The sequence below is a fragment of the Priestia sp. 53B2 genome, assembly GCF_056099005.1.
The window spans coordinates 677020-702108 of record NZ_JBLZXA010000020.1; the positions used below are offsets into that span (position 1 = coordinate 677020).

The 25089-nt window shown below is 38.0% G+C and carries 27 protein-coding genes; 19 read left to right on the forward strand and 8 right to left on the reverse strand.

What is annotated here, in order from left to right; translation table 11 throughout:
* Positions 1-29: 29 nt before the first annotated feature.
* Together ACN6NE_RS17555 and ACN6NE_RS17560 are read right to left on the reverse strand one after the other, a co-directional pair.
* Positions 30-323: a hypothetical protein gene (locus tag ACN6NE_RS17555; RefSeq protein WP_013082274.1), complete on the reverse strand. Its 294-nt coding sequence runs from the start codon at positions 321-323 to the stop codon at positions 30-32.
* Between the two features lie 145 nt (positions 324-468).
* Positions 469-1335 (reverse strand): metallophosphoesterase, encoded by an 867-nt coding sequence (locus ACN6NE_RS17560; protein WP_129707116.1) that lies wholly within the window; start codon positions 1333-1335, stop codon positions 469-471.
* A 171-nt stretch (positions 1336-1506) separates the two neighbouring features.
* On the opposite strand from ACN6NE_RS17560, the gene fadH reads away from it, so the two are divergent.
* From fadH to ACN6NE_RS17575, 3 genes are all read left to right on the forward strand, one after another.
* Complete coding sequence (fadH, locus tag ACN6NE_RS17565; protein WP_129707118.1) at positions 1507-2271, forward strand: 2,4-dienoyl-CoA reductase; 765 nt, start codon at positions 1507-1509, stop codon at positions 2269-2271.
* Between the two features lie 105 nt (positions 2272-2376).
* Positions 2377-3588 (forward strand): EAL domain-containing protein, encoded by a 1212-nt coding sequence (locus ACN6NE_RS17570; RefSeq protein WP_116074111.1) that lies wholly within the window; start codon positions 2377-2379, stop codon positions 3586-3588.
* A 156-nt stretch (positions 3589-3744) separates the two neighbouring features.
* On the forward strand, positions 3745-4215 hold the full coding sequence (locus tag ACN6NE_RS17575; protein WP_193423642.1) for a DUF3993 domain-containing protein: 471 nt from the start codon (positions 3745-3747) through the stop codon (positions 4213-4215).
* Positions 4216-4256: 41 nt separating this feature from the next.
* Here ACN6NE_RS17575 and ACN6NE_RS17580 read toward each other — a convergent pair whose 3' ends face one another.
* A complete protein-coding gene (locus ACN6NE_RS17580; protein ID WP_013056034.1) occupies positions 4257-4493 on the reverse strand; it encodes a glutaredoxin domain-containing protein in 237 nt (78 codons plus the stop codon).
* Between the two features lie 280 nt (positions 4494-4773).
* Here ACN6NE_RS17580 and ACN6NE_RS17585 point away from each other — a divergent pair, with 280 nt between their 5' ends.
* The 6 genes from ACN6NE_RS17585 (at position 4774) to ACN6NE_RS17610 (ending at position 9249) form a co-directional block, all read left to right on the forward strand.
* A complete protein-coding gene (locus ACN6NE_RS17585) occupies positions 4774-5010 on the forward strand; it encodes a YkuJ family protein (RefSeq protein ID WP_013056035.1) in 237 nt (78 codons plus the stop codon).
* Positions 5011-5392: 382 nt separating this feature from the next.
* Positions 5393-5848, forward strand: coding sequence for a cyclic-di-AMP-binding protein CbpB (gene cbpB / locus ACN6NE_RS17590; protein WP_013056036.1), 456 nt, complete (start codon positions 5393-5395; stop codon positions 5846-5848).
* Between the two features lie 99 nt (positions 5849-5947).
* Positions 5948-6826, forward strand: a complete 879-nt coding sequence (locus ACN6NE_RS17595) for a LysR family transcriptional regulator (RefSeq protein WP_013056037.1) — start codon at positions 5948-5950, stop codon at positions 6824-6826.
* Between the two features lie 129 nt (positions 6827-6955).
* Positions 6956-7675, forward strand: a complete 720-nt coding sequence (gene dapD, locus ACN6NE_RS17600; RefSeq protein ID WP_013082280.1) for a 2,3,4,5-tetrahydropyridine-2,6-dicarboxylate N-acetyltransferase — start codon at positions 6956-6958, stop codon at positions 7673-7675.
* A gap of 144 nt (positions 7676-7819) precedes the next feature.
* Positions 7820-8947 (forward strand): N-acetyldiaminopimelate deacetylase, encoded by a 1128-nt coding sequence (locus ACN6NE_RS17605; RefSeq protein ID WP_129707122.1) that lies wholly within the window; start codon positions 7820-7822, stop codon positions 8945-8947.
* A 56-nt stretch (positions 8948-9003) separates the two neighbouring features.
* Positions 9004-9249, forward strand: coding sequence for a YkuS family protein (locus tag ACN6NE_RS17610; protein WP_013056040.1), 246 nt, complete (start codon positions 9004-9006; stop codon positions 9247-9249).
* A 35-nt stretch (positions 9250-9284) separates the two neighbouring features.
* On the opposite strand, the gene ACN6NE_RS17615 is transcribed toward ACN6NE_RS17610, so the two are convergent.
* Complete coding sequence (locus tag ACN6NE_RS17615; RefSeq protein WP_013082282.1) at positions 9285-10148, reverse strand: mechanosensitive ion channel family protein; 864 nt, start codon at positions 10146-10148, stop codon at positions 9285-9287.
* 356 nt (positions 10149-10504) lie between these two features.
* On the opposite strand from ACN6NE_RS17615, the gene ACN6NE_RS17620 reads away from it, so the two are divergent.
* The 6 genes from ACN6NE_RS17620 to ACN6NE_RS17645 all read left to right on the forward strand — a co-directional run bounded on the left by ACN6NE_RS17620 (position 10505) and on the right by ACN6NE_RS17645 (position 17366).
* The gene (locus ACN6NE_RS17620; protein ID WP_014461006.1) at positions 10505-11053 is read left to right on the forward strand and encodes a peroxiredoxin; all 549 of its coding nucleotides are present in this window, start codon (positions 10505-10507) and stop codon (positions 11051-11053) included.
* A 102-nt stretch (positions 11054-11155) separates the two neighbouring features.
* A complete protein-coding gene (locus ACN6NE_RS17625) occupies positions 11156-11602 on the forward strand; it encodes a redoxin domain-containing protein (RefSeq protein WP_013056043.1) in 447 nt (148 codons plus the stop codon).
* A gap of 187 nt (positions 11603-11789) precedes the next feature.
* Complete coding sequence (gene gnd, locus ACN6NE_RS17630) at positions 11790-12686, forward strand: phosphogluconate dehydrogenase (NAD(+)-dependent, decarboxylating) (protein ID WP_129707127.1); 897 nt, start codon at positions 11790-11792, stop codon at positions 12684-12686.
* Between the two features lie 307 nt (positions 12687-12993).
* The gene (locus ACN6NE_RS17635; protein ID WP_129707129.1) at positions 12994-14730 is read left to right on the forward strand and encodes an ABC transporter ATP-binding protein; all 1737 of its coding nucleotides are present in this window, start codon (positions 12994-12996) and stop codon (positions 14728-14730) included.
* A 15-nt stretch (positions 14731-14745) separates the two neighbouring features.
* A complete protein-coding gene (locus ACN6NE_RS17640; RefSeq protein WP_474326233.1) occupies positions 14746-16551 on the forward strand; it encodes an ABC transporter ATP-binding protein in 1806 nt (601 codons plus the stop codon).
* A gap of 152 nt (positions 16552-16703) precedes the next feature.
* The gene (locus tag ACN6NE_RS17645) at positions 16704-17366 is read left to right on the forward strand and encodes a potassium channel family protein (protein ID WP_013056047.1); all 663 of its coding nucleotides are present in this window, start codon (positions 16704-16706) and stop codon (positions 17364-17366) included.
* 42 nt (positions 17367-17408) lie between these two features.
* On the opposite strand, the gene rnjA is transcribed toward ACN6NE_RS17645, so the two are convergent.
* Both rnjA and ACN6NE_RS17655 read right to left on the reverse strand, forming a co-directional pair.
* Entirely contained in the window at positions 17409-19076 is a 1668-nt protein-coding gene (gene rnjA / locus ACN6NE_RS17650; protein ID WP_013056048.1) for a ribonuclease J1, read from the reverse strand.
* A gap of 5 nt (positions 19077-19081) precedes the next feature.
* On the reverse strand, positions 19082-19291 hold the full coding sequence (locus tag ACN6NE_RS17655; RefSeq protein ID WP_057238645.1) for a DNA-dependent RNA polymerase subunit epsilon: 210 nt from the start codon (positions 19289-19291) through the stop codon (positions 19082-19084).
* A gap of 549 nt (positions 19292-19840) precedes the next feature.
* Here ACN6NE_RS17655 and ACN6NE_RS17660 point away from each other — a divergent pair.
* Positions 19841-20623: a Cof-type HAD-IIB family hydrolase gene (locus ACN6NE_RS17660; RefSeq protein ID WP_129707134.1), complete on the forward strand. Its 783-nt coding sequence runs from the start codon at positions 19841-19843 to the stop codon at positions 20621-20623.
* A gap of 28 nt (positions 20624-20651) precedes the next feature.
* Here ACN6NE_RS17660 and def read toward each other — a convergent pair whose 3' ends face one another.
* Both def and ACN6NE_RS17670 read right to left on the reverse strand, forming a co-directional pair.
* Positions 20652-21206, reverse strand: coding sequence for a peptide deformylase (gene def, locus ACN6NE_RS17665; protein WP_098621494.1), 555 nt, complete (start codon positions 21204-21206; stop codon positions 20652-20654).
* Between the two features lie 174 nt (positions 21207-21380).
* On the reverse strand, positions 21381-21491 hold the full coding sequence (locus ACN6NE_RS17670) for a YjcZ family sporulation protein (RefSeq protein ID WP_016763434.1): 111 nt from the start codon (positions 21489-21491) through the stop codon (positions 21381-21383).
* A gap of 169 nt (positions 21492-21660) precedes the next feature.
* Between ACN6NE_RS17670 and ACN6NE_RS17675 the strand changes: the two genes are divergently transcribed.
* From ACN6NE_RS17675 to ACN6NE_RS17685, 3 genes are all read left to right on the forward strand, one after another.
* On the forward strand, positions 21661-22326 hold the full coding sequence (locus ACN6NE_RS17675) for a YkyA family protein (RefSeq protein WP_129707136.1): 666 nt from the start codon (positions 21661-21663) through the stop codon (positions 22324-22326).
* Between the two features lie 578 nt (positions 22327-22904).
* Entirely contained in the window at positions 22905-24020 is a 1116-nt protein-coding gene (gene pdhA / locus ACN6NE_RS17680; RefSeq protein ID WP_474326241.1) for a pyruvate dehydrogenase (acetyl-transferring) E1 component subunit alpha, read from the forward strand.
* 3 nt (positions 24021-24023) lie between these two features.
* Positions 24024-25001, forward strand: a complete 978-nt coding sequence (locus ACN6NE_RS17685) for an alpha-ketoacid dehydrogenase subunit beta (RefSeq protein ID WP_013056055.1) — start codon at positions 24024-24026, stop codon at positions 24999-25001.
* The last annotated feature ends 88 nt before the right edge of the window (positions 25002-25089 follow it).

Consider the following 25089-nt stretch of genomic DNA (forward strand, 5'->3'; position numbering starts at 1 on the left):
GCCGAGTGCTCGGCTTTTTAGTCATGTTATTATCTAGGAATGGGACCAACAGGACCGTATCCAGGTCCGTAGTATGTGTTATAAACAGGAGCACCGCCTCCATAGCCGGCACCAGGGTAGCCTCCTCCAGGAAATCCACCGCCGTAAAACGGAACTGGATAAGGATAAGGTGGTGGACAGCACCCAGGTCTGCCTCCAAAACCGCCAACAGCTAGTCCGCCAAGCAGCCCACCAGCTAAGCCAGCAACAAAAGGAAATCCAAAAAAGCGCTCGTCACCATTTGGAATATTACGATATCCTGTATAGGGATATTGATAGTACATAATTTAACCTCCTTGTCAGTTGTCTTTGTAGTGTATGGCTGAACGGAAGCTTTTGAGCCTGGTTTATTTCTTTAAGACTAGAATTAGGCGGTCATGATCAGCTAAAAAAAGACAATCAACATAAAAACGCCCTGTAAGGGCGTTTTTATGTTGATTGCAAGGTGAAAAGCGTAATTTCAGGCGTAGCTAAAAAACGAAAAGGAATGCGAGTGGTTCCTAAGCCTCTATTCACATAAAGCTTCATTTTAGAATCTCCAACTTCGTACATTCCTTCAGGGTAAACCGTCCCAAAGGGCGGTGTAATCAAAGGACCGTAAAAAGGAATTTGAATTTGGCCTCCATGACTATGGCCGGAGAGCTGAAGATCCACTGGAAAAGGAGCTGCTTTGACAGCAACGTCAGGTTCATGAATCATAGCAATAGAAAAAATATCCGGCTGTAATTGTCCTAGCGTTCCTTCATATTGTGGATTCCCAAGCATAATATCATCGAGTCCACAAATATGAATGTAGCTTTTATCAGGCATGGACACTGTGTCAACTTCATTTACTAGAAGTCTAAATCCTGCGTCTTCAATGGCTTGTTTATAGATATTTGTTCCATATCCTCCATGATCATGGTTACCATATATGGCATATTTTCCAAGAGGAGCCTGAAGCCTCTGTAAAATCGGTGGAATTCTTTCTGGATGCGGGTATTCATTAGGTACATCCATTAAATCTCCGGTAAATAATATGATATTGGGCTTCAAGTTATTTATGGTCACCATAAGCTGTTCTAGTTGTAATAAATCGTAAGAGAGTCCAAGGTGAATATCACTAAATTGTAAAACTTTTATTCCGTTAAAGCTTTTCGGAATGTTTTTAGAAGTAACTGTATGACGAACAATTTGCAGACGTCTAGGCTCAATATATTTGGCATATGTATACCCAAAAGACGTGGTGAGCAAAGACCCCAACGAAATAGACGCTAGTCCTTTCAAAAAAGATCGTCTTGTATACGTCTTTTTCATGCAAAATCAACCTATTCCTTATAGTTTTCAAGTTTTCATTATAGCATTGTTTTTTTTATCATCACAACGAGAAGTCTGCTTTTAAGTTAAATAGTTAAAAGTTTCACTTTATTCAGAAAAAATAGTAAAATGATAGTTGTAAAACACTTATGTTTTGGGGAGGAAGATAAATTGAAGAACAAGGTCGTAATTGTTACTGGCGGTTCAAGTGGAATGGGAAAACATATGGCGAAGCGATTTGCACAACAAGGTGCTCATGTGGTAATCACAGGTAGATCAGCCGATCGATTACAAGAGACAGAAAATGAAATTAAAACGTTTGATGGACAGGTACTTTCAGTGGTAATGGATGTACGCAATCCAGAAGATGTGGAACGAATGGTTCAAGAAACGGACAAGGCATTTGGACAAATTGATTTTTTAGTTAATAACGCTGCAGGCAATTTTATATGTGCAGCTGAAGACTTATCCATTAACGGATGGAACAGCGTAATTAATATCGTATTAAATGGTACATTTTATTGCAGTTCTGCAGTAGGGAAATATTGGATCGATAAAGGTGCAAAAGGGGCCATTACAAACATTGTGGCTACATATGCCTGGAACGCAGGAGCAGGTGTTATTCATTCAGCTTGTGCCAAGTCAGGAGTTTTAACCATGACGCGCACGCTCGCAGTAGAGTGGGGGAAGAAATATGGTATACGGGTAAATGCGATTGCACCGGGGCCAATCGAGCGAACAGGAGGAGCCGATAAATTATTTGAGTCAGAAAAAATGAAAGCGCGTACATTGAATTCTGTACCATTAGGACGCCTTGGAACTCCTGAGGAAATAGCAGGATTAGCCAGTTTCTTATTCTCTGATGAAGCGTCTTATATCAATGGGGAATGCATCACAATGGACGGGGGACAGTGGCTAAATCAGCATCCTTTTTAAGTTTGGATACGCACTAAAAAGTACAAAGCAAACCGAGAAGGGCTAGTAAAATTATGCTATTCGTATTATACTAACGTAAAGTGAACAAGGAGAGGGGAGAGTTGAGTGGACCCGTTAGATGTATTAACAAACATAGAGAAAACTCTTCCGTATTATCAAGCAATTTTTAGTGCAGATGGACATAGAGTAATTGGCTATGAAGTGTTGGCGAGGTTTCAAAATGAAGGGGAAATTGAAAGTCTCGGCTCATTCTTTCATGATGATGCGATTCCGGATGAATATCGCATAGAAGTTGATTATGCTGTTTTAACACAAGCGCTCGAGCATATGTTGACCCAGGAAGAACAATTTTTAATTTTTATTAATCAGAACCCTAATTTATTAATGAACGATCATGGAGAATCCTTGCTAGAATTATTGCAACTTTTCGAAAATAAAGGATTATCTCTTGATCGAATTGTTCTCGAAATTACAGAACACAATTTTAGTGGAGATTTGGAATCACTTCAACACTTACTAAAGTATTATCAAACATATGGTATTAAGATTGCAATTGATAATATAGGAAAAGAAAGTAGTAATCTAGACAGGATTGGGTTGCTTTCACCAGATATCTTAAAAGTAGATTTACATATTCTAAGACAAACGGACATGGCGCAGTCGTATCAAGACGTATTGTATTCTTTATCTCTGTTAGCAAGAAAAATGGGTGCTACGCTTCTATACGAAGATATAGAAGCCTCCTATCAGCTGCAATATGCATGGAGAAACGGAGGCAGGTATTTTCAAGGTTATTATTTACATAAGCCGGCTGCTGAACTTGTCGATCCGAACATCTTAAAGGATAAACTAAAGGAACGTTTTGAAATGTATATCGCTCACGAAAAGAAAAAGCTGCTTGCTGTTTACCAGCTGACAGAACGCTTTCAAGATAAAATGCAGCAGGTAATGACAAAGTGCAGAAAGCTAGAAACGTATGACGATATGCTGCCTGTTATTGCAGAAGAACTATCCAACGTGTGTTTTCGCCTTTACATCTGCGATGAAAATGGATTTCAAAAGTCTTCTAACTATGTAAAGAAAAACGAGGATTGGATTCTTGAACCTGAATATGTAAAGAAAAATTGGAGCTGGCGCCCATATTTTCTTGAGAATATTATTCGAATGAGCTATGAAAAAAAAGGCATATTATCAGATTTGTATAATGATATTGAAACAGGTGAGAATATCCGAACTTTTTCGTATCCGATTGATAATATGCACTATATATTCCTTGATATTTCATATTCTTTTTTATACGAAAGAGACGTTTTGTAGAGAATAAATAAGTTGAAGTTAAACCGGCAACCAGCAAAAGTGGTTGCCGGTTTTTTATGTTTTTTTAGAGGAGAACGACAGTCGGTTATAGAGATATGCATAGGCAGAGAAAATTTCGGAATTCTAATAAAAAAGAAGTTAAGGAGCTGATTTAATTTGAAGAAAATATGCTTACTTGTCTTTTTGCTGATTGTCTTGTACTCAGGAAAATCTGTTCATGCAGAAGTATCAGGAGAGATTAGGCATGAAATCTTTATAAATTTGCAGGACGCTTATCAGGCTCAGCTAAGAGCTGCGTCTGCCCATACTAATCAAGACGCTGTTCGTGAGCTGAAATTGTTTTTAGATGATGAGTATGCATCTGTGTTTTTTAATGAGGCTCTCTTGCAAAAAGCTCAAGGGTATGTCGGAGAGGGACCTGAATATTTAACACACTACATCCCTTTCTTTTCTTTCGATGAACATACGAAGGTAGCTCTTCATTCCGACCAAAACAAAGCTTATGTCTATCAATTTTTTCCGGCTGTGCATAATGAACGGGTAAAATACCAAGATCATTACGAAATGATCACTTTAGTAAAAAAACAGGGGAAATGGAAAGTGCAAAAGTTTATATATAGTAAGTAACACTCAAAATAGCCGAGGAAAGCTTATTTTGAGTGTTTCTGTTACCCGATGTTAAGAAGCTTCTCAAGCGCTTGAAGGTCAAATCCTCTGATAATCTCCTGGTCAACACGAATGGTCGGAGTGGAATAAGACTCTAACTCAGTAGTCATTCGTTTTCGAGCAGAAGCATCTTTAGATACGTCAAATTCTTTATAAGAAACGTGATGATGCTGTAAAAACTGTTTAACAATTTCGCAAGGTGGGCAAGCTGGTTGTGTGTACAACTCTATAGATCTCAATGAAAGCACCTCCCTATATTAAAATGAATGGTGTTAAAGTAGAATGAAGTTTTGTATGATACATAGTATATCGCTATGTTATTATAATAAAAAACGACATATATCGCTATAATAAGGCATTTTCTTATGAAAAATCACGTAAAGTACTTGTGTTTTTTTAGTATGTGGCATATAGTGAAATGGTGTCTTTTAAGTATTAGTTTAGATAAAGTATTTATTTGAATTGATATTGTAGAAAAGTCGAATGCGTAATGATGTAATAGGTGAAAGGAGAGATTATATGTCACAATTACAAGGTATTTTAACTCGTCTTGTGAATCTCCGTGAGCAAGCAAGTGGAAGTGAAGCGCCACAACGCTTCTTCGAAGTAGAGGGAAAAAGAATTTGCAGCGTGAAATATCATGCAAAAACTGAAACATACGAACTTGAAGTATATCAAGATGGTGAAAAGCCAGCCGTTTATCAATTTGATAACGTTGATATGATTGCAATTGAAATTTTTGAACTTATTCATTAAGGGATAAAGCAAAACGAATGCCGCAAAGGATTTTATACTTTGCGGTATTTTTTTGTTACTGCGTATGGAGTTTTTGCGGTGGCTTCTGCCCTATTTTCCCGAGAAATATCGACAAAGTGATAGCGGATTTTCTGATAAATGGAAGGAACGGGTCGAATGCTGTAAAAAAATCAAAATAAAAAATTCAGATAATTATGAACTTTCGTTGACACTTGTTTTAAAAAAATCTAGACTTAACATATAAGGGAGAACATCGAGTGTGTCTGCTTCTATTCCCTCTTAAAGGTTCGCATTTACGTAAGCAAGCTATTTTCATTTTGTAGCTTGTTCTTTTTCTCTTTACACACGTGGAAGTTATGAGAAATGGAAGGAGAATGTATAAATGATTGATATTGATCACAATCAGTTAAATCAAATTGAACTTCGAGATTTACTTGTCACTTCTGATAAAGTTGCTCATGTTCAAGTGGGAAATAATTTAGAACATGCTTTGCTTGTGTTAACAAAGACTGGCTATACGTCCATTCCCGTATTAAATCCAAGGTTTCAGCTGCAGGGGTTCGTGAGCATGACGCTTATTTTAGATTCGATTTTAGGATTAAAGCGCATTGAATTTGAACGATTAGAAACCATGAAAGTAGAAGAAGTTATGAATCAAAATGTTCCTCGTGTCTCCATGAAAAAATCCGTATTAAAAGTCATAAATGCCATGATTAACCATCCTTTTTTGTGCGTAGAGAATGAAGATGGCATTTTTGAAGGGATTTTAACACGAAGAAATTTGTTAAAGTCATTAAGAAGGCAGTCCATCATTCTCCCGAAAGAGTCATTTCAATAATTTTTTTAAGAAATCGTGTTTCAGCCTATCTTTCTCCGTTTTTTTCTTATATGATAAAGGTAAAATGAAAGTAAAAAGAGGCTTGAAAGGAATAACTGAATGCAATTAATAGAATGTCGAATGCTCGTTGTATTAGCTCAAGAATTAAATATGAGAAAAGCTGCAGAGAGATTATTTGTATCGCAACCAGCTTTATCACAGAGGCTGCAAACCATTGAAAAAGCATGGGATACACAAATCTTCATTCGTTCGCAAAAAGGACTGTCATTAACGCCTGCTGGAGAAAAGATTGTTCAATTTGCAAAAGAAGTGGTAGAAAAAGAAGATCGGGTTCGTGAGGACTTGCATCATTTAGATAATGAAGTATATGGTACACTCAAATTAGCGGTGGCTTCGATTATTGGACAGCACTGGCTGCCGGCGGTGTTAAAACGCTATATGGATCGTTACCCACATGCTAAAATCTCTCTTGTAACCGGCTGGAGCAGTGAAATGCTTCGCTATCTGTACGAAGATGAGGTACATATTGGAATCATACGCGGAAATCCGGATTGGAAAGGTGTCAAAGAACATTTGTTTACAGATCCTCTTTACCTAGTTGATTCAGAAATTGAAAGGGCAGCGGAAGTAGTAAATACTCATCGACCATTTATTCAATTTAAAAGTGACTCAACGTATTATCAAGAAATTTTAGAATGGTGGCATCGAGAGTTTCATACTACACCGAAGCGTACGATTGTAGTGGATCAGATTGAGACGTGTAAGCAAATGGCTTTAAATGGTCTTGGCTTCGCTATTTTACCATCGATTGCTATTAAAGAAGCTGGAAGCCATATTCACCGGACGCCGCTTCTGAAAGCAAATGGAGAGCCAATTACGCGAGACACTTCTTTAGTTGGATATGAATCAGCGTTTAAACTAAAGCAAGTTCGAGCATTTGTTGATATTGTACGTGAATATGTAAGAGAAACGGTTTAAAGCGAGCCTAGATGCTCGCTTTTTTTATTTGCAATCGTTATCTTTTTATTAAAACGATAATGATGCTTGTCATTGTGAAAGCATTTTGTTACATTAAATGAGACATTGCTTACTTAGGAGGAATACATAATGAAAATGATGGATGCTAATGAGATTATCTCATTTATTCAAAACAGCACAAAATCAACACCGGTAAAAGTTTACGTAAAAGGTGAAGTAGAAGGAATTGACTTTGGTTCATCTTCTAAAACATTCGTAACGGGCAACACAGGTGTAGTATTTGGTGAATGGAAAGAAATCAAAGCTGCTATTGAAGCAAACGAAGGAAAAATTGAAGACTACGTAATTGAAAACGATCGCCGTAACTCTGCGATTCCTTTATTAGATATGAAAGGAATTAAAGCTCGTATTGAGCCAGGCGCTATTATTCGCGATCAAGTTGAAATCGGCGACAACGCTGTTATTATGATGGGTGCATCTATTAACATCGGCTCTGTGATCGGTGAAGGAACAATGATCGACATGAACGTAGTACTTGGTGGTCGTGCAACAGTAGGTAAAAACTGTCACATCGGCGCAGGTTCTGTATTAGCTGGTGTTATTGAGCCACCTTCTGCAAAACCAGTTGTAGTAGAAGATGATGTAGTAATCGGTGCTAATGCTGTTGTTCTTGAAGGTGTAACAGTAGGTAAAGGTGCCGTAGTTGCTGCAGGTGCAATTGTGGTAGAAGATGTAGCTCCTTACACAGTAGTAGCAGGTACGCCGGCTCGCGTTATTAAAGAAATTGACGAAAAAACAAAGTCTAAAACAGAAATCAAGCAAGAATTGCGTCAATTAAACGAAGAATAAGAAAAACGATCAGTTTGCGCTTTTTCTTTGCTGAATTAATAGGTTTTAGCGATTGGGATACTGAATCCTTAAACGTATCATATGGACAAGTTGGAAGCGTGGGCAACCACGCTTTCTTCTTTATTTCGTGAGGAGGACATACACATGGCTGAAAATGAATTTGTGAAAATAAGAAGAGAGCTACATAAAATTCCTGAATTAGGATTTCAAGAGGTGAAAACACAGCGTTTTTTGCTTGATTATATTAACACTCTTCCGCAAGAGCGCTTAGAAGTAAAGACGTGGAAAACAGGACTCTTTGTTAAAGTACATGGTACAAATCCAACTAAAACAATAGGCTACCGAGCAGATATTGACGGTCTTCCTATCACGGAAGAAACGAATTATTCTTTTCAATCACAGCATGAAGGACTCATGCATGCCTGCGGACATGATATGCATATGGCCATTGGGCTAGGCGTACTGACTTACTTTGCTCAGCATGAAATCAAAGATAATGTACTGTTTATCTTTCAACCTGCAGAAGAAGGTCCAGGAGGAGCACAGCCAATGCTCCAAAGCGACATCATGAAAGAATGGCTTCCAGATTTCATCTTCGCCCTTCACGTAGCGCCTGAATATCCGGTTGGATCGATTGCGCTGAAGGAAGGGTTACTATTTGCTAACACGTCTGAGCTATTTATTGATTTAAAAGGAAAAGGCGGCCATGCTGCTTATCCACATACAACAAATGATATGGTAGTTGCTGCATGTCAGCTCGTTTCACAGCTTCAAACTATTGTTGCTCGCAACGTTGATCCGCTAGACAGCGCTGTAATTACAGTAGGAAAAATTCAAGGCGGGACGGTTCAAAATATTATTGCGGAGCGAGCTCGCATAGAAGGAACCATTCGCACGCTATCTCCTGAATCAATGACGCGTGTTAAAGAACGAATTGAAGCGATTGTTAAAGGAGTAGAAGTAGGGTATCAGTGTGAAACAGCCATTGATTATGGTTGTATGTATCATCAAGTATATAATCACCATGAAGTCACGCGAGAGTTCATGAAATTTGCCAAAGCGCAAACGGACGTGGATGTCATTGAGTGCAAAGAAGCAATGACAGGAGAAGATTTTGGCTATATGCTAAAAGATATTCCTGGATTTATGTTTTGGCTTGGCGTTCAGTCTGAATATGGGCTTCATCATGCCAAGCTACAGCCTCATGAAGGCGCAATAGATATTGCGATTTCACTTATTACAAAATATTTTGAACATAAAGGCAATCAATAAATCGTATAATCATTTTTCCTTATGGCTAAATTAATACCATGAGGAGGTGGGCAACGATGGCACGAATTGGTGTAGAATACGGTTTAACAGATGTACAGGCTGCACTTCAGCAGCTCGGACATGAAGTGGTACAATTACGCAACGAAAGTGATGCACAAGGGTGCGATTGCTGTGTTGTAACAGGACAGGATTCAAACGTAATGGGGATTTCTGATGCAGTAACGCAAGGCTCGGTTATTACAGCTAGCGGATTAACGGCAGAAGAAATTTGTCAGCAAGTAGGCAACAAGGTACAGGGATAAAAGAAAGCCGAAGGAATAAATCCTTCGGCTATTTTTTATGCATGCTGAGGCTGCTTGGCATCTTCAGGCTGCTTTTTATCAATATTTACTTGATGAGGGAACGGAATATCAATACCGTTTGCGTCAAATGCTTCTTTAAACTCTTTGCGAAGCTGACGTTCAATCCCCCACTGTTCACCGTTTTTAGCTTTGCCAACTACACGAAGCACAACGTCCGATGCGCCTAGACCTTGAACTCCTATCACGTTTGGTCCTTCTACAATGTTTTCATTTGTTGCAGCAACGCGCTCGCATACTTTTTCTAGTACGGAAATAGCTTTGTCAATATCATCATCATACGAAATGCCAATATCAATTAACGCGCGCATATTGCCTCGGGAATGATTGCTTAAGCTTGTAATTTCACGGTTAGGCACATAGTGCAGAGTTCCATCAAATCCGCGAATTTGAGTAGTACGAAGACCTACTGATTCGACAATTCCTGAAAAACTTCCGGTTGTTACATAGTCGTCAACATCAAGCTGTTTTTCAAGAAGTAAAAAGAAACCTGTTACAACGTCGCTAACCAGTCCTTGAGCACCGAACCCGATTGCTAGACCCACAACTCCGGCACCAGCTAATAGAGCCGTGGCATGGATATTTACTGCTTCAAGCAGCATAACGACAAAAATAAAAATAAGTACATATGAAAACACATTAACGGTTAAACTTTTGAGTGTGAGCATACGTCCGCGCGTAGCATTTTCGCGCTCACTCATTTTTTCAAAGGAACGTTCAATAACTTTTTTACCAATTGCTCGTACAAGTAAAAATACAATGGTAATGGCAATGAGTTTTAATACAATAACTCCAGCATTGGTAAGAAGCTGTTCCCAGTTGATGTCTTGCATCTTAAACATTAATTGTTCATCCTTTCTATGTTCTGTTTCAATATTAATAAGTGGGAATTTATTCTGCGGAAAAGATTTTGTAAGAGTATGAGCACATTTGTTTATTCCCGATATTAGACATGCTAAACTGAGAAGGTAAATAAATGCAACCCTTTTATAGCATTTTTTTGCTAAAGGCAGAGTTTAATTTGCCTTAAAGGCGGGCATAACAACTATGTTACCATTATAAGATGTTGTTTAAATTCATTCTTAATTAATATTGACTAAAAAAACAATATCCATTATAATGAAAACCGTTATAACAGTACATAAGTGAGAATGTTTTATACATTTTCTCATTTAATAATTATTTGGAGGGATCATGTATGCCAGAACGTATGGTAGGTAAACAAGCTCCACGCTTTGAAATGGAAGCTGTATTATCAAACAAAGAATTCGGTAAAGTTAGCTTAGAAGAAAATATTAAAAATGACAAATGGACAGTATTATTCTTCTATCCAATGGACTTTACATTTGTATGTCCAACAGAAATCACTGCACTTTCTGACCGTTATGATGAGTTTGAAGATCTTGACGCAGAAGTAATCGGTGTTTCTACAGACACAATCCATACACACTTAGCTTGGATCAACACTGATCGTAAAGATAATGGTTTAGGTGATCTTAAATATCCATTAGCAGCTGATACAAATCACGTTGTTTCTCGTGAGTACGGCGTTTTAATTGAAGAAGAAGGTGTAGCACTTCGCGGTTTATTCATCATCAGCCCAGAAGGCGAATTACAATATTCAGTTGTAAACCACAACAATATTGGCCGTGACGTTGATGAAACTTTACGTGTTCTTCAAGCGTTACAAACTGGCGGACTTTGCCCAGCTAACTGGAAACCAGGTCAAGCTACTTTAAACGCGTAAGCACAACGTTTAAAAGGTCTAACGTCCACGTTAGGCCTTTTTTTCATCGGATAATAAAGAACATATAGTCAATAATAGTGAGAATAAGGGAGGCTTTTATTCATGAAATTACGTCAGCCAATGCCTGAGTTAACGGGCGCTACAGAATGGTTAAACGGAGAGGTTACAAAAGAGCAGCTAATCGGCGAAAAGCCAACGCTTATTCATTTTTGGTCAGTAAGCTGTCATTTATGTAAAGAAGCAATGCCTCAAGTAAATGAATTTCGCGACCAATACAAAGATCAATTAAACGTAGTAGCAGTTCATATGCCGCGCTCTGAAGATGATTTAGACTTATCAAAAATTAAAGAAGTAGCAGCAGAACATGATATTACGCAGCCAATTTTTGTAGACAGTGAGCATAAATTAACGGATGCATTTGAAAATCAATATGTACCGGCATATTATGTATTTGACAAAACAGGTCAACTACGCCACTTCCAAGCTGGTGGAAGCGGTATGAAAATGCTTGAAAAGCGCGTGAATCGTGTATTAGGCGAGAACGAATAAATACAGGCAGCTGTAACAGGTGAAAAGCATTCGATGCTTAGTAGAACTTGCATCGAATGTTTTTCTTTTTTGTGTGTAAGAAGTAACTGATAGAGGAAATATAAAAATGTGGATTTTTTCTTGTGAGTTTACACCATACTAACACTAACAACATGATACGAAACTTACTATTGGAGGTAATTTACATATGAAATTAGGTATGATTGGCTTAGGGAAAATGGGAGCAAACTTAGTATTGAATTTACTAGATCATAATCATTCTGTGGTAGCATTCGATGTGAACAACGAAGCCGTACAGAAAGTATCAAAAAAGGGAGCAGAAGGCGCTTCTTCCATTAAAGAATTAGTGAGCAAATTAGAAAAACCACGCATTGCTTGGGTAATGGTTCCGGCTGGGGAGCTCACAGAAAAAGTAATTTCTGAGCTCCAAGAACTACTTGAAGAAGGAGATATGATTATTGAAGGCGGTAATTCCAAGTATAAAGATTCTGTACGACGTGCTGCAGCTTCTGCTGAAAAAGGAATTCACTACTTTGATGTCGGAACAAGCGGCGGAATGGAAGGTGCCCGAAATGGCGCTTGTATGATGATTGGGGGAGATAAAGAAGCATTTTCTACAATCGAACCTATTTTCCGCGACATCAACGTAGAAAACGGCTATCTCTATTCAGGTGCAGCAGGAAGCGGCCACTTCTTGAAAATGGTTCATAACGGAATTGAGTACGGCATGATGCAAGCAATTGCTGAAGGTTTTGATGTGTTAGAGAAAAGTGAATTTGACTATGACTATGAAGCTGTAGCCCGCGTATGGAATAATGGCTCTGTTATTCGCTCATGGTTAATCGAATTAATGGAACGTGCATTTTCAAAAGATGCAAAACTTGACAGTATTAAAGGAGTTATGCATTCTTCCGGTGAAGGAAAATGGACGGTTGAATCAGCTTTAGATTTACAAGTGCCAACGCCAGTTATTGCTCTATCGTTAATGATGCGCTATCGCTCACTTGAAGACGATACGTTTACAGGTAAAGTAGTTGCCGCTCTTCGCAATGAATTCGGCGGACATGCAGTAGAAAAACAATAAAAAAAGAGGCTGGGACAAACGTATTTTAGACGAATTGAAAAACGAACCATTGATCAACATGTTTGATTAGTGGTTCGTTTTTTTGTTATGGTGAATAGTTTCGTCTGTGTAGATCTTTCTAGCAGTTCAACTAATGTATTCCATTTGTTCATCTTTAGATTGAATTCATTTAGTTATATCCCAGCCTCTTTTTTTATGACTATTTACCTTTTTTTGAAAAAATATTTAAAAATTATGGTAATTTATTTCGGCAACCGATATATTTAAATATGTGTGCCACATTTTAGCTAAAGGAAGGACGGGGTATATGGAAACGTTTAAAAAACTAAAAGATTTTTATTTGCCGTACCGAATGTACTTTTTTTATTCTGCTATTTGCTTGTTGTTTGTAACCTCCATCACTGTGATTTACCCTATTGTGCTGCAATATACGATTGATCATATTGTGTTAGGAAAACAATATCAGCTAGTCGATAATGTAGCATTTATTTTTATTGGGCTGATGATTGTCAAAGGAATCTTTACATATATTCAGCAATATTACGGCGACTTATTTGGAATTAAGTCCGTGTATACTCTTCGCAATAAACTTTACCGCAAACTTCAGTATTTACCGTTTTCTTACTATGACAATGCTAAAACAGGGGACTTGATGTCCAGGTTGACAGCTGATGTAGAAGGGTTTCGTTTTTTTCTATCTTTTGGCTTCTCAGAATTAATTCGCTTCGTTATTTTACTTACTGCCAGCTTTTCCGTTATGTTCTATTACTCTATTTCACTCACTCTTGTCACAATCTGCCTGCTGCCTTTTTTGGGGGTAGCTGTTTATCGTTTTGATAAACGCGTTCATCCAGCGTTTCGCTTAATTCGCCAATCGTTTGGGGAACTTAATACAAATGTTCAAGAAAATATAAGCGGCATACAAACGGTCAAGTCATTATCAAGAGAAAAATTTCAAACCTCTAAATTTAACGACTCCAACGGAGTTTATAAAAATCGAAACATTGAAACCGCGAATGTGTGGGCAACTTATTTCCCCTTAATGGAGTTTATAGGAAACTTATCTATTGTTGGTCTCCTTGCGTACGGAGGAGCGCTTGTTATGGACGGAAGCGTACGTCCGGGAGAGCTTGTTGCTTTCTTTAGCTTAACCTCTTATTTAATGTGGCCTATTATGAATCTAGGGTTTGTTATCAATATGTTTTCACAGTCTAAAGCTTCAGGTGAAAGGCTGCTAGAAATTTTAGAAGAAGAAGAAAAAGTCCATGAGCATGCCGGAAGTTTCTCTATTAATGGAACGGTCGAGTTTCAACATGTTAGCTTATCCTATCCAAACGAAGAAAAAAAATCGCTTGAGAACATATCTTTTTCTGCTTCTAAAGGAAAAGTAGTAGGTTTAATCGGAGCAACTGGAGCCGGCAAAACAAGCTTAACACAGCTGCTCACGAGGTTTTACGAACCGACTTCAGGGCAAATCTTAGTTAACCATCGTCCGATTAAAGAGTATCCGCTCCCTGTTCTTCGGAAAGAAATTGGCTTTGTACTTCAAGAAACGTTTTTGTTCTCAAGCAGCATAGGAACCAACATTTCTTATGGCGTGCCGGGTATTTCTAGAGAAGACATTATTGATGCTGCAAAACGAGCGCAGGCGCATGACTTTATTATGGAGCTTCCAGATGGATATGACACGATGCTGGGAGAGAGAGGACTGGGGTTATCAGGCGGACAAAAGCAGCGCATTGCGATTGCACGAGCGCTTATCTTAAACCCTAGCATCTTAGTATTAGATGATGCGACGAGTGCCGTTGATATGAAAACAGAAAGAGAAATTCAATTAGCTTTAAAAGAAGTGATGAAAAATCGTACTACGTTTATTATCGCACACCGCCTTTCTTCTTTGCGACATGCCGATGAAATTTTGGTTTTACATGAAGGTCAAATAAAAGAGAGAGGAAGCCATAAAACGCTCATTCAAAAGCAAGGGATTTATAAAAATATTTATGACATTCAATATGAAAGCAATACGTCGGTGATGAACGTATAACAAGGGAGGAATAGAATGGAAGCCGGAAAAAATAAAGTTGTGCGAGAGCGCTTTTATTATCAAACAGATCAAATCATTGATAAGATGTTTAACTGGAAGCAAATGGCCCGCTTGTTTCGTTATCTTCATCCATATCGAAAAAACTTGCTTCCTTTCTCGTTTCTTATGGTCATTATCACGACGGTCATCAGACTCGCTATTCCTATTTTGATAGGTGTATATACGCTTGATCATGCTGTAAAAGATAAGAATAGCACGCTGCTCATGCAGTTAGTTTTCATAATCTTTAGCTTGTATGTACTATCTTATATTTCGAATATCTTTCGAATTAAATGGATGAATCAACTCGGGCAGCACGTTATATATGATTTAAGAAAACATTTATTTACGCATATTCAAGGGCTGTCGCACCGGTTTTTTGATACGCGTTCAGGAGGCTCTATTCTTGTAAGGATCATGAATGATATTAACTCTCTTCAAGATTTATTTACCAACGGGGTAGTTAACCTGTTTATGGACCTCTTATTGTTAGTTGGGATTGTAGTTATATTATTTTCTCTCAGTCCTGCTTTGACATGTGCTGTTTTAATCATTTTACCGATTATGTTCTTGATTTCCACAAAGCTGAGAAGAAGAATTCGTCGGTCGTGGCAAGTTGTTCGTATGAAGCAGTCAGTATTAAATTCACATTTAAATGAGAGTATTCAAGGCATTCGCGTCACTCAATCATTTGCTCAAGAACAAGAAAATATGCTGTTTTTTGAGCGCATAAACAGTGAAAATTACGAGAGCTGGAGGCAAGCTACTCGAAAAAATGCCATGTTTCGACCGTTTGTAGAACTCACAAATGCTGTCGGAACGGCTATTTTAATTTGGTTCGGTGCTGTACTTATTCAAGATGAACGGCTAACAATTGGTATTTTTGTATCATTTGCTTTTTATCTTGGAATGTTTTGGGAACCGATTTCTCGTTTAGGGCAAGTGTATAATCAATTATTAATGGGAATGGCTTCATCCGAGCGTATTTTTGAATTTCTAGATGAAAAACCTCTCGTCGCAGATTTGGAAACCGCTACGTCTTTAGAGGATATGAAAGGAAAAGTTGAGTTCAAGCACGTCTCATTTTCTTATGATGGGAAGCGGAAAGCTCTAAACAACGTATCAATTGACATAAAAGAAGGCCAGACGGTTGCTTTAGTGGGGCATACTGGATCTGGAAAAACGTCCATTGCTAATTTAATCACCCGTTTTTATGATGTGAACGAAGGGCAGATTTTAATTGATAATATACCTATTCAAGATATTACGTTAGCGAGTTTACGAGCGCAAATTAGTATTGTGCTGCAAGAAACCTTTATTTTTTCAGGAACCATTATGGAAAACATTCGGTTTGGAAAACCGGATGCTACTGATGATGAAGTGATTAAGGCCGCAGAAGCGGTAGGGGCTGCAGATTTTATAAAGCGTCTGAAAAAAGGCTATGATACGGAAGTAGAAGAGCGAGGAAACGTCTTATCCGTGGGAGAGCGTCAATTGATTTCATTTGCTCGAACGCTGTTGGCTGATCCTCGTATTATCATTTTAGATGAAGCGACAGCAAGCATCGATACAGAAACAGAAGTGAAGATTCAGCAGGCGCTTAAAACGCTGTTAAAAAACAGAACTGCCATCATGATTGCTCATCGGTTATCTACTATACGAGAAGCAGGTAACATTATTGTATTAGATCGCGGTAGCATTATTGAAACAGGGAATCACGGGGAACTAATGCAGCAAAAAGGCGTATATTATTACCTTGTTCAAACCCATGCTACAGCTTAAAAAACAGAGGGAGCTGATCCTTCTGTTTTTCTATGAGTGTGAGAAATAGTAAAGAGATATAAGTGTTAACGGGAAAATGAGGTTGATACAAAAGAATTGTGGTAAAATAACGGTAGTTCAGATTTTTCCCTGTACATAATGGAGGAATTCAAATGAAAAAAGAATTTGCAGTCATCGGATTAGGTAGATTTGGAGGAAGTATTTGTAAAACGTTAAGCGATCAAGGAATGGAAGTTCTGGCGATTGATATTGATGAAGAAAAGGTGAATGAGTATGCTAACGTTGCTTCCCATGCAGTAGTAGGCGATTCAATGGATGAAGGGGTTCTAAAAAGTTTAGGAATTCGTAATTTTGATCACGTTATCGTAGCTATTGGTGACAATATTCAGGCAAGTATTTTGACGACTCTTATTTTAAAAGAGCTGGGCGTTGAAAAAATAACGGTAAAAGCGCAAAATGATTATCATGCTAAAGTATTATCAAAAATTGGCGCTAATTTTATCGTGCATCCCGAACGAGATATGGGACGAAGAATTGCCAACAACATGATTTCAAACAGCGTGCTGGATTATTTAGAGCTATCTGAAGAACACAGCATTGTCGAATTAGTAGCGAGCAAAAGAATGGCTGGCAATACGCTGATTGAGTTAGACATTCGTGCCAAATATGGAATTAACATTGTAGCCATTAAGCGTGATCGAGATATCATCGTTTCTCCTCAGGCGTCCGAAACGATTCAAGAAGGGGACGTGTTGATTGTTATTGGAGCAGATGCAGATATCAACCGCTTCGAAAATAAATTTGCCAGTGCTTAATAAAAAAGAGCAGATGCAATTGCATCCGCTCTTTTTCTTTTATTAAACCTCCATAATGATTGGTAAAATCATTGGACGGCGCTTTGTTTTTTCGTAAAGGAATGGAGCCAATGTGTCTGTGATTTCATTTTTAATCTCAGACCATTGTGACGTACGACGTTCCATCACTTTGTTCAAGTGTTTTGTAATGAGGGACTGTGCATCATTAATTAAGTCGCCAGATTCGCGCATATAAACAAAACCACGAGAGATAATGTCTGGACCAGCAGCGATCTTGAAATCTTTCATATTGATGCTTACAACCACAATAACAAGACCTTCTTCAGATAAAATGCGGCGGTCACGAAGTACGATATTTCCAATGTCACCAATTCCGCTTCCGTCAATATATACAGAGCCTGAAGGGATTTTGCCGGCTACTGAAGCTTCGCTGTCACTTAAAGCTAGCACCTCTCCATTATCCATAATGAAGCAGTTTTCTTCAGGAACTCCACAGTCTGTTGCAAGTTTGATGTGCATCTTCTGCATGCGATATTCACCGTGAATTGGCATAAAGTATTTTGGTTTCATCAAACGAAGCATTAATTTTTGCTCTTCCTGTCCACCGTGTCCAGAAGTATGGATATCGTTTAGAGCACCGTGAATAACCTCAGCTCCTGCACGGAATAGCATATCAATTGTTTTGCTAACACTTACTGTATTTCCTGGAATAGGTGAAGATGAGAATACAACCGTATCTCCAGGGATAATTTGAATTTGGCGATGAGTACCATTTGCAATTCTAGATAGCGCTGCCATCGGTTCACCTTGGCTGCCTGTACATAAAATAGTCACGCGGTTAGCTGGAATTCGGTTAATTTGAGAAGGCTCAATGAACGTATCTTTTGGACATGAAATATACCCAAGCTGTTGGCCAATCTCAATAGCTGCTTCCATACTGCGTCCGAATACAGCAACTTTACGGTTATGCAATACGGCTGCTTCCACTACTTGCTGTAAGCGGTGAATATTTGAAGCAAACGTTGCAAAAATAATACGGCCGTCTACTTTACGGAAAATGTCATGAATGCTGTCACCTACGCGGCGCTCAGACATCGTAAAGTTAGGAATTTCACTGTTTGTACTGTCTGAAAGCAAGCATAGAACGCCTTCTTTACCGATTTCAGCCATTTTTGTTAAGTTAGCCGGTTCGCCCACTGGTGTAAAATCAAACTTGAAATCTCCTGTATGTACGATTTGTCCGTTTGGTGTTTTTACCACAATTCCGTAAGAATCAGGAATACTGTGAGTTGTGCGGAAGAACGTTACCGATGTTTTACGGAATTTAATTACGTCATCTTCAGTAATTTCATGAAGCTGAGCTGTACGAAGCAACCCATGCTCGTCTAATTTGTTGCGAAGAAGCCCAAGGGCTAATTTCCCTGCATAAATAGGAATGTTTAATTCTCTTAATAAGTAAGGAATTCCGCCGATGTGATCTTCATGACCATGTGTAACGAAAAGGCCACGGATTTTATCTGCATTTTTTACCAAGTAACTGTAGTCAGGAATAACGTAGTCAATTCCTAAAAGCTCATCTTCAGGGAATTTAATTCCTGCATCAATAAGAATAATTTCATCTTGAAACTGTACGGCATACGTATTTTTACCGATTTCGCCTAGTCCACCCAGGGCGAAAACTGCCGTTTGATTATTTTTTACAAATTTCATTTTCATCATATCTCCAATACTTTAAAATCTTCATGCTGTTGTTCATATTCTAGATAGTCTCCAGTCACTGCTTGAACAAACTCAATATTAATTGAACGCGCTTTTAACTTTTTACGAACGTCACGCTCAGAATCTGCGTTCACATACACTGTTTTTGTATTTTCACGTACAGCTACTTCATTCATTTTTTCTTGAAAATAAACTTTAAAAATCATAACAAAAATCTCTCCTTAATTCCGAAATTCAAATAACTTATTTTATTATATTATAAAATGTGTATGTATTTCATGTATTTTCTAAAGAAACTCGCTTTCACTACATTTTAGTCATCTAAATATAACAAGTCAATTAATTATAGAATAATATTAATAGGAAACGGATACAAGACTATATTTTCCGGGCGTATAAAAAATAAGGGCTATTCCATTGTACGATGCAGACACACACTCTGCAAATTTTACAACAGAAAGCCCTAAAAAAATCGATTATGCCATCGTTTTTTTACGCAATAATTCATTCCAGCGTTTTAGCAGCCTTTTTCGAAAATCTTTTAACATGATTTTTCAGCTCCTTTGTTTTTTTGCGATACCTGCCTGTCTCTCTCTGTACTTTTATTATATGATGAAAAGGGAGAGGTTTCTCATGGTTAAATATGGAAAAAATGTAAATAAGACCGTCCATTTATAGAGAAACGAGCGCTTGTTTGATATAATTGGAAAGGCTTAACAAAGAGATAAAAAATTATAAAAAATAAGGTGATAAACGTGGAACGAAAGATTGTTTTTTTTGATATTGATGGAACGTTATTGGATCATGATAAAAAACTGCCTGCTTCTACAAAAAAAGCTGTCCAGCTGTTAAAAGAGCAGGGGCATGAAGTGGCAATCGCAACTGGAAGGGCTCCTTTTATGTTTAAAGATCTGCGTGAAGAGTTGGATATTCAAACATATATTAGCTTTAATGGTCAGTACATTGTTTTAAATGGAGAAGTTCTTTACAAAAACCCGTTAAATAAAGAAGAGCTTCAAGATTTAACAGCTTTTGCTGTTGAGCATGATCACCCTGTCGTATACATGGATCATGAAGATATGAAATCAAACATTGAGTTTCATGACTATATCGAATCCAGCATCAGCACGCTGAAAATTGGATTTACCCACCCTCACCACGATCCTACTTATTTCGAAGGGCGTGAAATTTATCAATCCCTCTTATTCTGTACAGCGGGAGAAGAAGCGCCTTATGAAGAAAAATTTAAGAAATTTGACTTTATTCGCTGGCATGAATTTTCAACTGATGTTCTGCCAAAAGGTGGATCAAAAGCGCGAGGAATTGAGACCATGATTGAAAAGCTTGGCTTTGACAAAAAAGATGTATATGCATTCGGAGACGGCTTAAACGATATCGAAATGCTGGAATTTGTTGGGAATGGCGTAGCGATGGGAAATGCGGAAGAAGTTGTGAAAGAAGTTGCTAATCTTGTTACAAAAGATGTAGCAGAAGATGGTATTCTTCATGGATTAGAGCTAGTAGGATTATTAAAGTAAGAAAAACGCGAGCTCTAGCTCGCGTTTTTTAGCGTTCATATGGAAAAGCATTTTCAGGTTCTTGAAATGGATTTTCTTTATTAATGTAATCATAAAACATAATTCCGTCTAAATGATCAATTTCGTGCTGAAATACGACAGCAGGAAGGCCTTTCAAACGAATTTTCACTTCCTCGCCTTCAAGCGTTGTGCCTTTTACTGTGATGCGTGCATATCGAGGAACAAATCCTGGGATATCTTGATCGACAGACAAGCAGCCTTCACCGCCTGTAAGGTATGTCTTTTCTACTGAGTGGCTAATGATCTTAGGGTTAAATAATGCATAGCTGTATAGCTTGCCTTTTTCATCCGTAACGTGTACCCCAATCATTCGTTTTGATACATTAATTTGAGGAGCGGCAAGCCCGATACCAGATCGCAGTTCATATTTAGCAGCAATTTCAGGATCTTGGCTGTTTTTTACATATTCTAATAAGCTATGTAAAATCTTTTTGTCTTCTTCAGAAGCAGGTAACGGTACTTCTTTTGCTACTTCTCGCAGCGTTGGGTGTCCGTCTTGAATAATATCGTTCATTGTAATCAACTTTCACATCTCCCTAGGCTATTTTATAGGTATAAAGTGTACCAAATCCGTATAAAAAAGTCATTACCTCGACCTTGACCACATAAATGTTTCTACTAATTATATGCATCAAGCATATGGAAAAACATGCATAAGAAAAAATAAAAGCGACCGTTAGCCGCTTTTATTGTATAATTACCAGCCGCCACAGCTGCAGCCGATAATAACTAATAAAATGAACAGTACGATTAATAACACAAAACCTTTATTAGAACCGCCGCAGCCATATCCACCATAACCCAACATAATGTAACCTCCCGTAGTTATCAATCCCAAGGTAAAAAGTAATAAACTCCCTTTTTTTCACCATTGGGTTAGTATAATATATTAAAAGGTGGAAAAAGGGTGTAGATAAATTGCTAATTTCCTACAAAAATTGTATAATGACCCATGAATAAGGGAGGATTTACCAGATATGAAATGCGTCGGAAGATATATAGTTGTCGGCATTGCTGCTATGTCACTAGCAGGCTGTGCAGAAGGCTCATCGCCTGAACTTGAGGTATATAATGGATTAGAAAAAGTGGTAGTACAAGAAAAGCAATTTGCAGATCAGCAAAAACCGTTAGCTGATTTAGAACAGCAAGAAAATGCGATATACGACCAAATTATTGAGCTAGGGATTAAAGATAAAAAGAAAATAAAAAATAAAGCACAAAAAGCGCAGCAGTTATTAGATGAGCGTGAAAGTAAATTACAAAAAGAAGAAAAAAGCATCAGCGCTTCGCAAAAACAATTTGAAGCGACAGAGCCGAAGATCCAAAAGTTAGAGGATGGCAAAGCAAAAGAAGAGGCGCTTGAACTATCTTCGTTAATGAAGAAGCGTTATAATGCCTACCAGTCCTTACATGATGCCTATCTTCATTCCATTGAATTAGATCGTCAGCTATATACGCTCTTTGAAAAAGACAATGTAAAATTAGAGAATCTTGAAACACAAATTGCTTCGATCAATGCTACTTATAAAGAAGTTGAAAAGAAAAAAGAAACGTTTAACACATTAACAGCTGACTATAACAAAGCCAAAGAGGATTTTTATAACAAAACGAAGTTAAAGGTGAAAAATAGCGAGGATAATTAAGAAGGCCTGTGAAGTTTACAGGTCTTTTTTGGCTGAAAAGGAAGGTTTTCTGAAATAAAGAAAGAGTTTCGACATGATTCAAGTAAAAATTACAAAAGGTTATTGTTTTAAAAAATCGTTTATTTGTGGCAAGATAGGAGATGTGTAGACGTAAAAAAAGAGAAGGTTATTATAAAACATATAATACAGTTTGTATCTGTGTAATAGTACAGCATGTCTTTTTTATGTGTTTTATTTCACAAACTAAAAAAGCGTAATTTCTTGATGTAAATGCATTGACGAACTGTTTTAGTGTATTGTAAACTAGGTAGCGTAGTAAGTGTTGTATTAATCATTTTTGCAAAATAATTAATACAGTTTAACGAAACGCTCGTTTCGCTTAAACTTTCCTTTTACGTAAATGTTTGCACCGAATTCGCTGGGGAATACATAGAAATGTTAAGGATTAGCGAATTCAAAAAGCTACTCGACAAAATATGACTTTTACTTGTCCATTTGGGACATTCTAAAAGCGTGTATGTTTGTTTGATTAGTAAAATGAATTTATACGGCTTAAATGAAAGGAAGAGGTGACTTAGATGGCTGCTAAAACTAAAAAGGCTATTATTGATGTATCAAAGCAACTTGATAAAATCGCTGAGCAGTACCAAACGTTCCAAATTCTTAATGAAGAGGGCGAAGTAGTAAATAAATCAGCGTTGCCAGATTTATCTGACGAAAAATTAAAAGAGTTAATGACTCGCATGGTATACACTCGTATTCTTGATCAACGTTCAATTTCATTGAACCGTCAAGGTCGTTTAGGTTTCTATGCACCAACTGCTGGGCAAGAAGCTTCTCAAATCGCTTCACATTTCGCATTAGAACAAGAAGACTTCATTTTACCTGGGTACCGTGATGTGCCTCAGTTAATTTGGCATGGTCTTCCACTATATCAAGCGTTCTTATTCTCTCGTGGTCATTTCCACGGTAACCAAGCGCCAGAAGGTGTAGATGTACTTTCTCCACAAATCATCATCGGTGCACAAATCGTGCAAACTGCTGGTGTGGCACTAGGTCTTAAAAAGCGCGGTAAAAAAGCAGTAGCAATCACTTATACAGGTGACGGCGGAGCTTCACAAGGTGACTTCTACGAAGGTATGAACTTCGCAGGTGCATTCAAAGCTCCAGCAATCTTTGTTGTACAAAACAACCGCTTTGCAATTTCAACACCAGTTGAAAAGCAATCTGCAGCACGTACAATCGCTCAAAAAGCAGCGGCTGTTGGTATCCCAGGCGTTCAAGTAGACGGTATGGATGCACTAGCAGTATACGTTGCAGTAAGCGAAGCTCGTGAGCGTGCAGTAAACGGTGAAGGTCCAACTTTAATTGAAACATTAACTTACCGTTATGGTCCACATACAATGGCTGGTGACGATCCAACTCGTTATCGTACAGCTGAGCTTGACACTGAGTGGGAAAAGAAAGATCCACTTGTTCGCTTCCGTAAATTCTTAGAAGCTAAAGGCATCTGGAATGAAGAAGAAGAAAACAAAGTAATCGAGCAAGCTAAAGAAGATATCAAACAAGCTATTAAGAAGGCTGACGATTATCCAAAACAAAAAGTTACAGATTTAATGGAAATCATGTACGAAACTATGCCTTCAAACTTACAAGAGCAATATGAAATCTACAAAGAGAAGGAGTCGAAGTAAGCCATGGCGCAAATGACAATGATTCAAGCGATTACTGATGCGTTACGCACAGAAATGAAAAACGACGAAAACGTATTAGTTTTTGGTGAAGACGTTGGCGTAAACGGTGGAGTATTCCGTGCGACTGAAGGTCTTCAACAAGAATTCGGCGAAGATCGCGTATTCGATACGCCATTAGCTGAATCTGGTATCGGTGGTCTTGCTGTGGGTCTATCGACTCAAGGTTTCCGTCCGGTTCCTGAAATTCAATTCTTTGGTTTCGTATACGAAGTACTTGATTCTGTATCAGGTCAAGCTGCACGTATGCGCTACCGTTCTGGCGGTCGCTGGAATGCACCAATCACATTCCGTTCACCATTTGGTGGAGGCGTTCATACACCAGAACTTCACGCTGATAGCTTAGAAGGTATCGTAGCATCTCAACCTGGTTTAAAAGTTGTAATTCCTTCAACTCCATACGATGCAAAAGGTCTTTTAATTTCATCAATTCGTGATAACGATCCGGTTGTATACTTAGAGCACATGAAGCTTTACCGTTCATTCCGTCAAGAAGTACCTGAAGAATCATACACAATTGATTTAGGTACAGCTGATGTGAAACGTGAAGGTACAGACGTAACGCTTATCGCTTACGGTGCAATGGTACACTCATCATTAAAAGCAGCTGAAGAACTAGAAAAAGAAGGTATCTCTGCTGAAGTAGTGGACTTACGTACAGTTCAACCTTTAGATATCGATACAATTCTTGCATCAGTTGAAAAAACTGGTCGCGTAGTAGTAGTTCAAGAAGCTCAAAAACAAGCTGGTATCGCAGCTAACGTTGTAGCTGAAATTAACGATCGTGCAATCTTAAGCTTAGAAGCACCAGTATTACGTGTAACAGCACCGGATACTGTGTTCCCATTCTCTCAAGCTGAGGGCGTATGGTTACCAGACCACAAAGATATCGTTGAAACAGCTAAGAAAGTACTTGAATTTTAATTAGCATTTTACTGTGATAGAAATCAGCTTTGTGCTGATTTCTGTCTTAGATAAAATAAACACTAACAAATTGAACGCAACTAACTAG

Bases quoted from the DNA above. Each gene is read 5' to 3' on its own strand.
- ACN6NE_RS17555 (WP_013082274.1), bottom strand. From the start codon at position 323: ATGTACTATCAATATCCCTATACAGGATATCGTAATATTCCAAATGGT.
- ACN6NE_RS17560 (WP_129707116.1), bottom strand. From the start codon at position 1,335: ATGAAAAAGACGTATACAAGACGATCTTTTTTGAAAGGACTAGCGTCT.
- ACN6NE_RS17585 (WP_013056035.1), top strand. From the start codon at position 4,774: ATGTCACAATTACAAGGTATTTTAACTCGTCTTGTGAATCTCCGTGAG.
- cbpB (WP_013056036.1), top strand. From the start codon at position 5,393: ATGATTGATATTGATCACAATCAGTTAAATCAAATTGAACTTCGAGAT.
- ACN6NE_RS17595 (WP_013056037.1), top strand. From the start codon at position 5,948: ATGCAATTAATAGAATGTCGAATGCTCGTTGTATTAGCTCAAGAATTA.
- dapD (WP_013082280.1), top strand. From the start codon at position 6,956: ATGAAAATGATGGATGCTAATGAGATTATCTCATTTATTCAAAACAGC.
- ACN6NE_RS17605 (WP_129707122.1), top strand. From the start codon at position 7,820: ATGGCTGAAAATGAATTTGTGAAAATAAGAAGAGAGCTACATAAAATT.
- ACN6NE_RS17610 (WP_013056040.1), top strand. From the start codon at position 9,004: ATGGCACGAATTGGTGTAGAATACGGTTTAACAGATGTACAGGCTGCA.
- ACN6NE_RS17615 (WP_013082282.1), bottom strand. From the start codon at position 10,148: ATGTTTAAGATGCAAGACATCAACTGGGAACAGCTTCTTACCAATGCT.
- ACN6NE_RS17620 (WP_014461006.1), top strand. From the start codon at position 10,505: ATGCCAGAACGTATGGTAGGTAAACAAGCTCCACGCTTTGAAATGGAA.
- ACN6NE_RS17625 (WP_013056043.1), top strand. From the start codon at position 11,156: ATGAAATTACGTCAGCCAATGCCTGAGTTAACGGGCGCTACAGAATGG.
- gnd (WP_129707127.1), top strand. From the start codon at position 11,790: ATGAAATTAGGTATGATTGGCTTAGGGAAAATGGGAGCAAACTTAGTA.
- ACN6NE_RS17635 (WP_129707129.1), top strand. From the start codon at position 12,994: ATGGAAACGTTTAAAAAACTAAAAGATTTTTATTTGCCGTACCGAATG.
- ACN6NE_RS17640 (WP_474326233.1), top strand. From the start codon at position 14,746: ATGGAAGCCGGAAAAAATAAAGTTGTGCGAGAGCGCTTTTATTATCAA.
- ACN6NE_RS17645 (WP_013056047.1), top strand. From the start codon at position 16,704: ATGAAAAAAGAATTTGCAGTCATCGGATTAGGTAGATTTGGAGGAAGT.
- rnjA (WP_013056048.1), bottom strand. From the start codon at position 19,076: ATGAAATTTGTAAAAAATAATCAAACGGCAGTTTTCGCCCTGGGTGGA.
- ACN6NE_RS17655 (WP_057238645.1), bottom strand. From the start codon at position 19,291: ATGATTTTTAAAGTTTATTTTCAAGAAAAAATGAATGAAGTAGCTGTA.
- ACN6NE_RS17670 (WP_016763434.1), bottom strand. From the start codon at position 21,491: ATGTTGGGTTATGGTGGATATGGCTGCGGCGGTTCTAATAAAGGTTTT.
- ACN6NE_RS17675 (WP_129707136.1), top strand. From the start codon at position 21,661: ATGAAATGCGTCGGAAGATATATAGTTGTCGGCATTGCTGCTATGTCA.
- pdhA (WP_474326241.1), top strand. From the start codon at position 22,905: ATGGCTGCTAAAACTAAAAAGGCTATTATTGATGTATCAAAGCAACTT.
- ACN6NE_RS17685 (WP_013056055.1), top strand. From the start codon at position 24,024: ATGGCGCAAATGACAATGATTCAAGCGATTACTGATGCGTTACGCACA.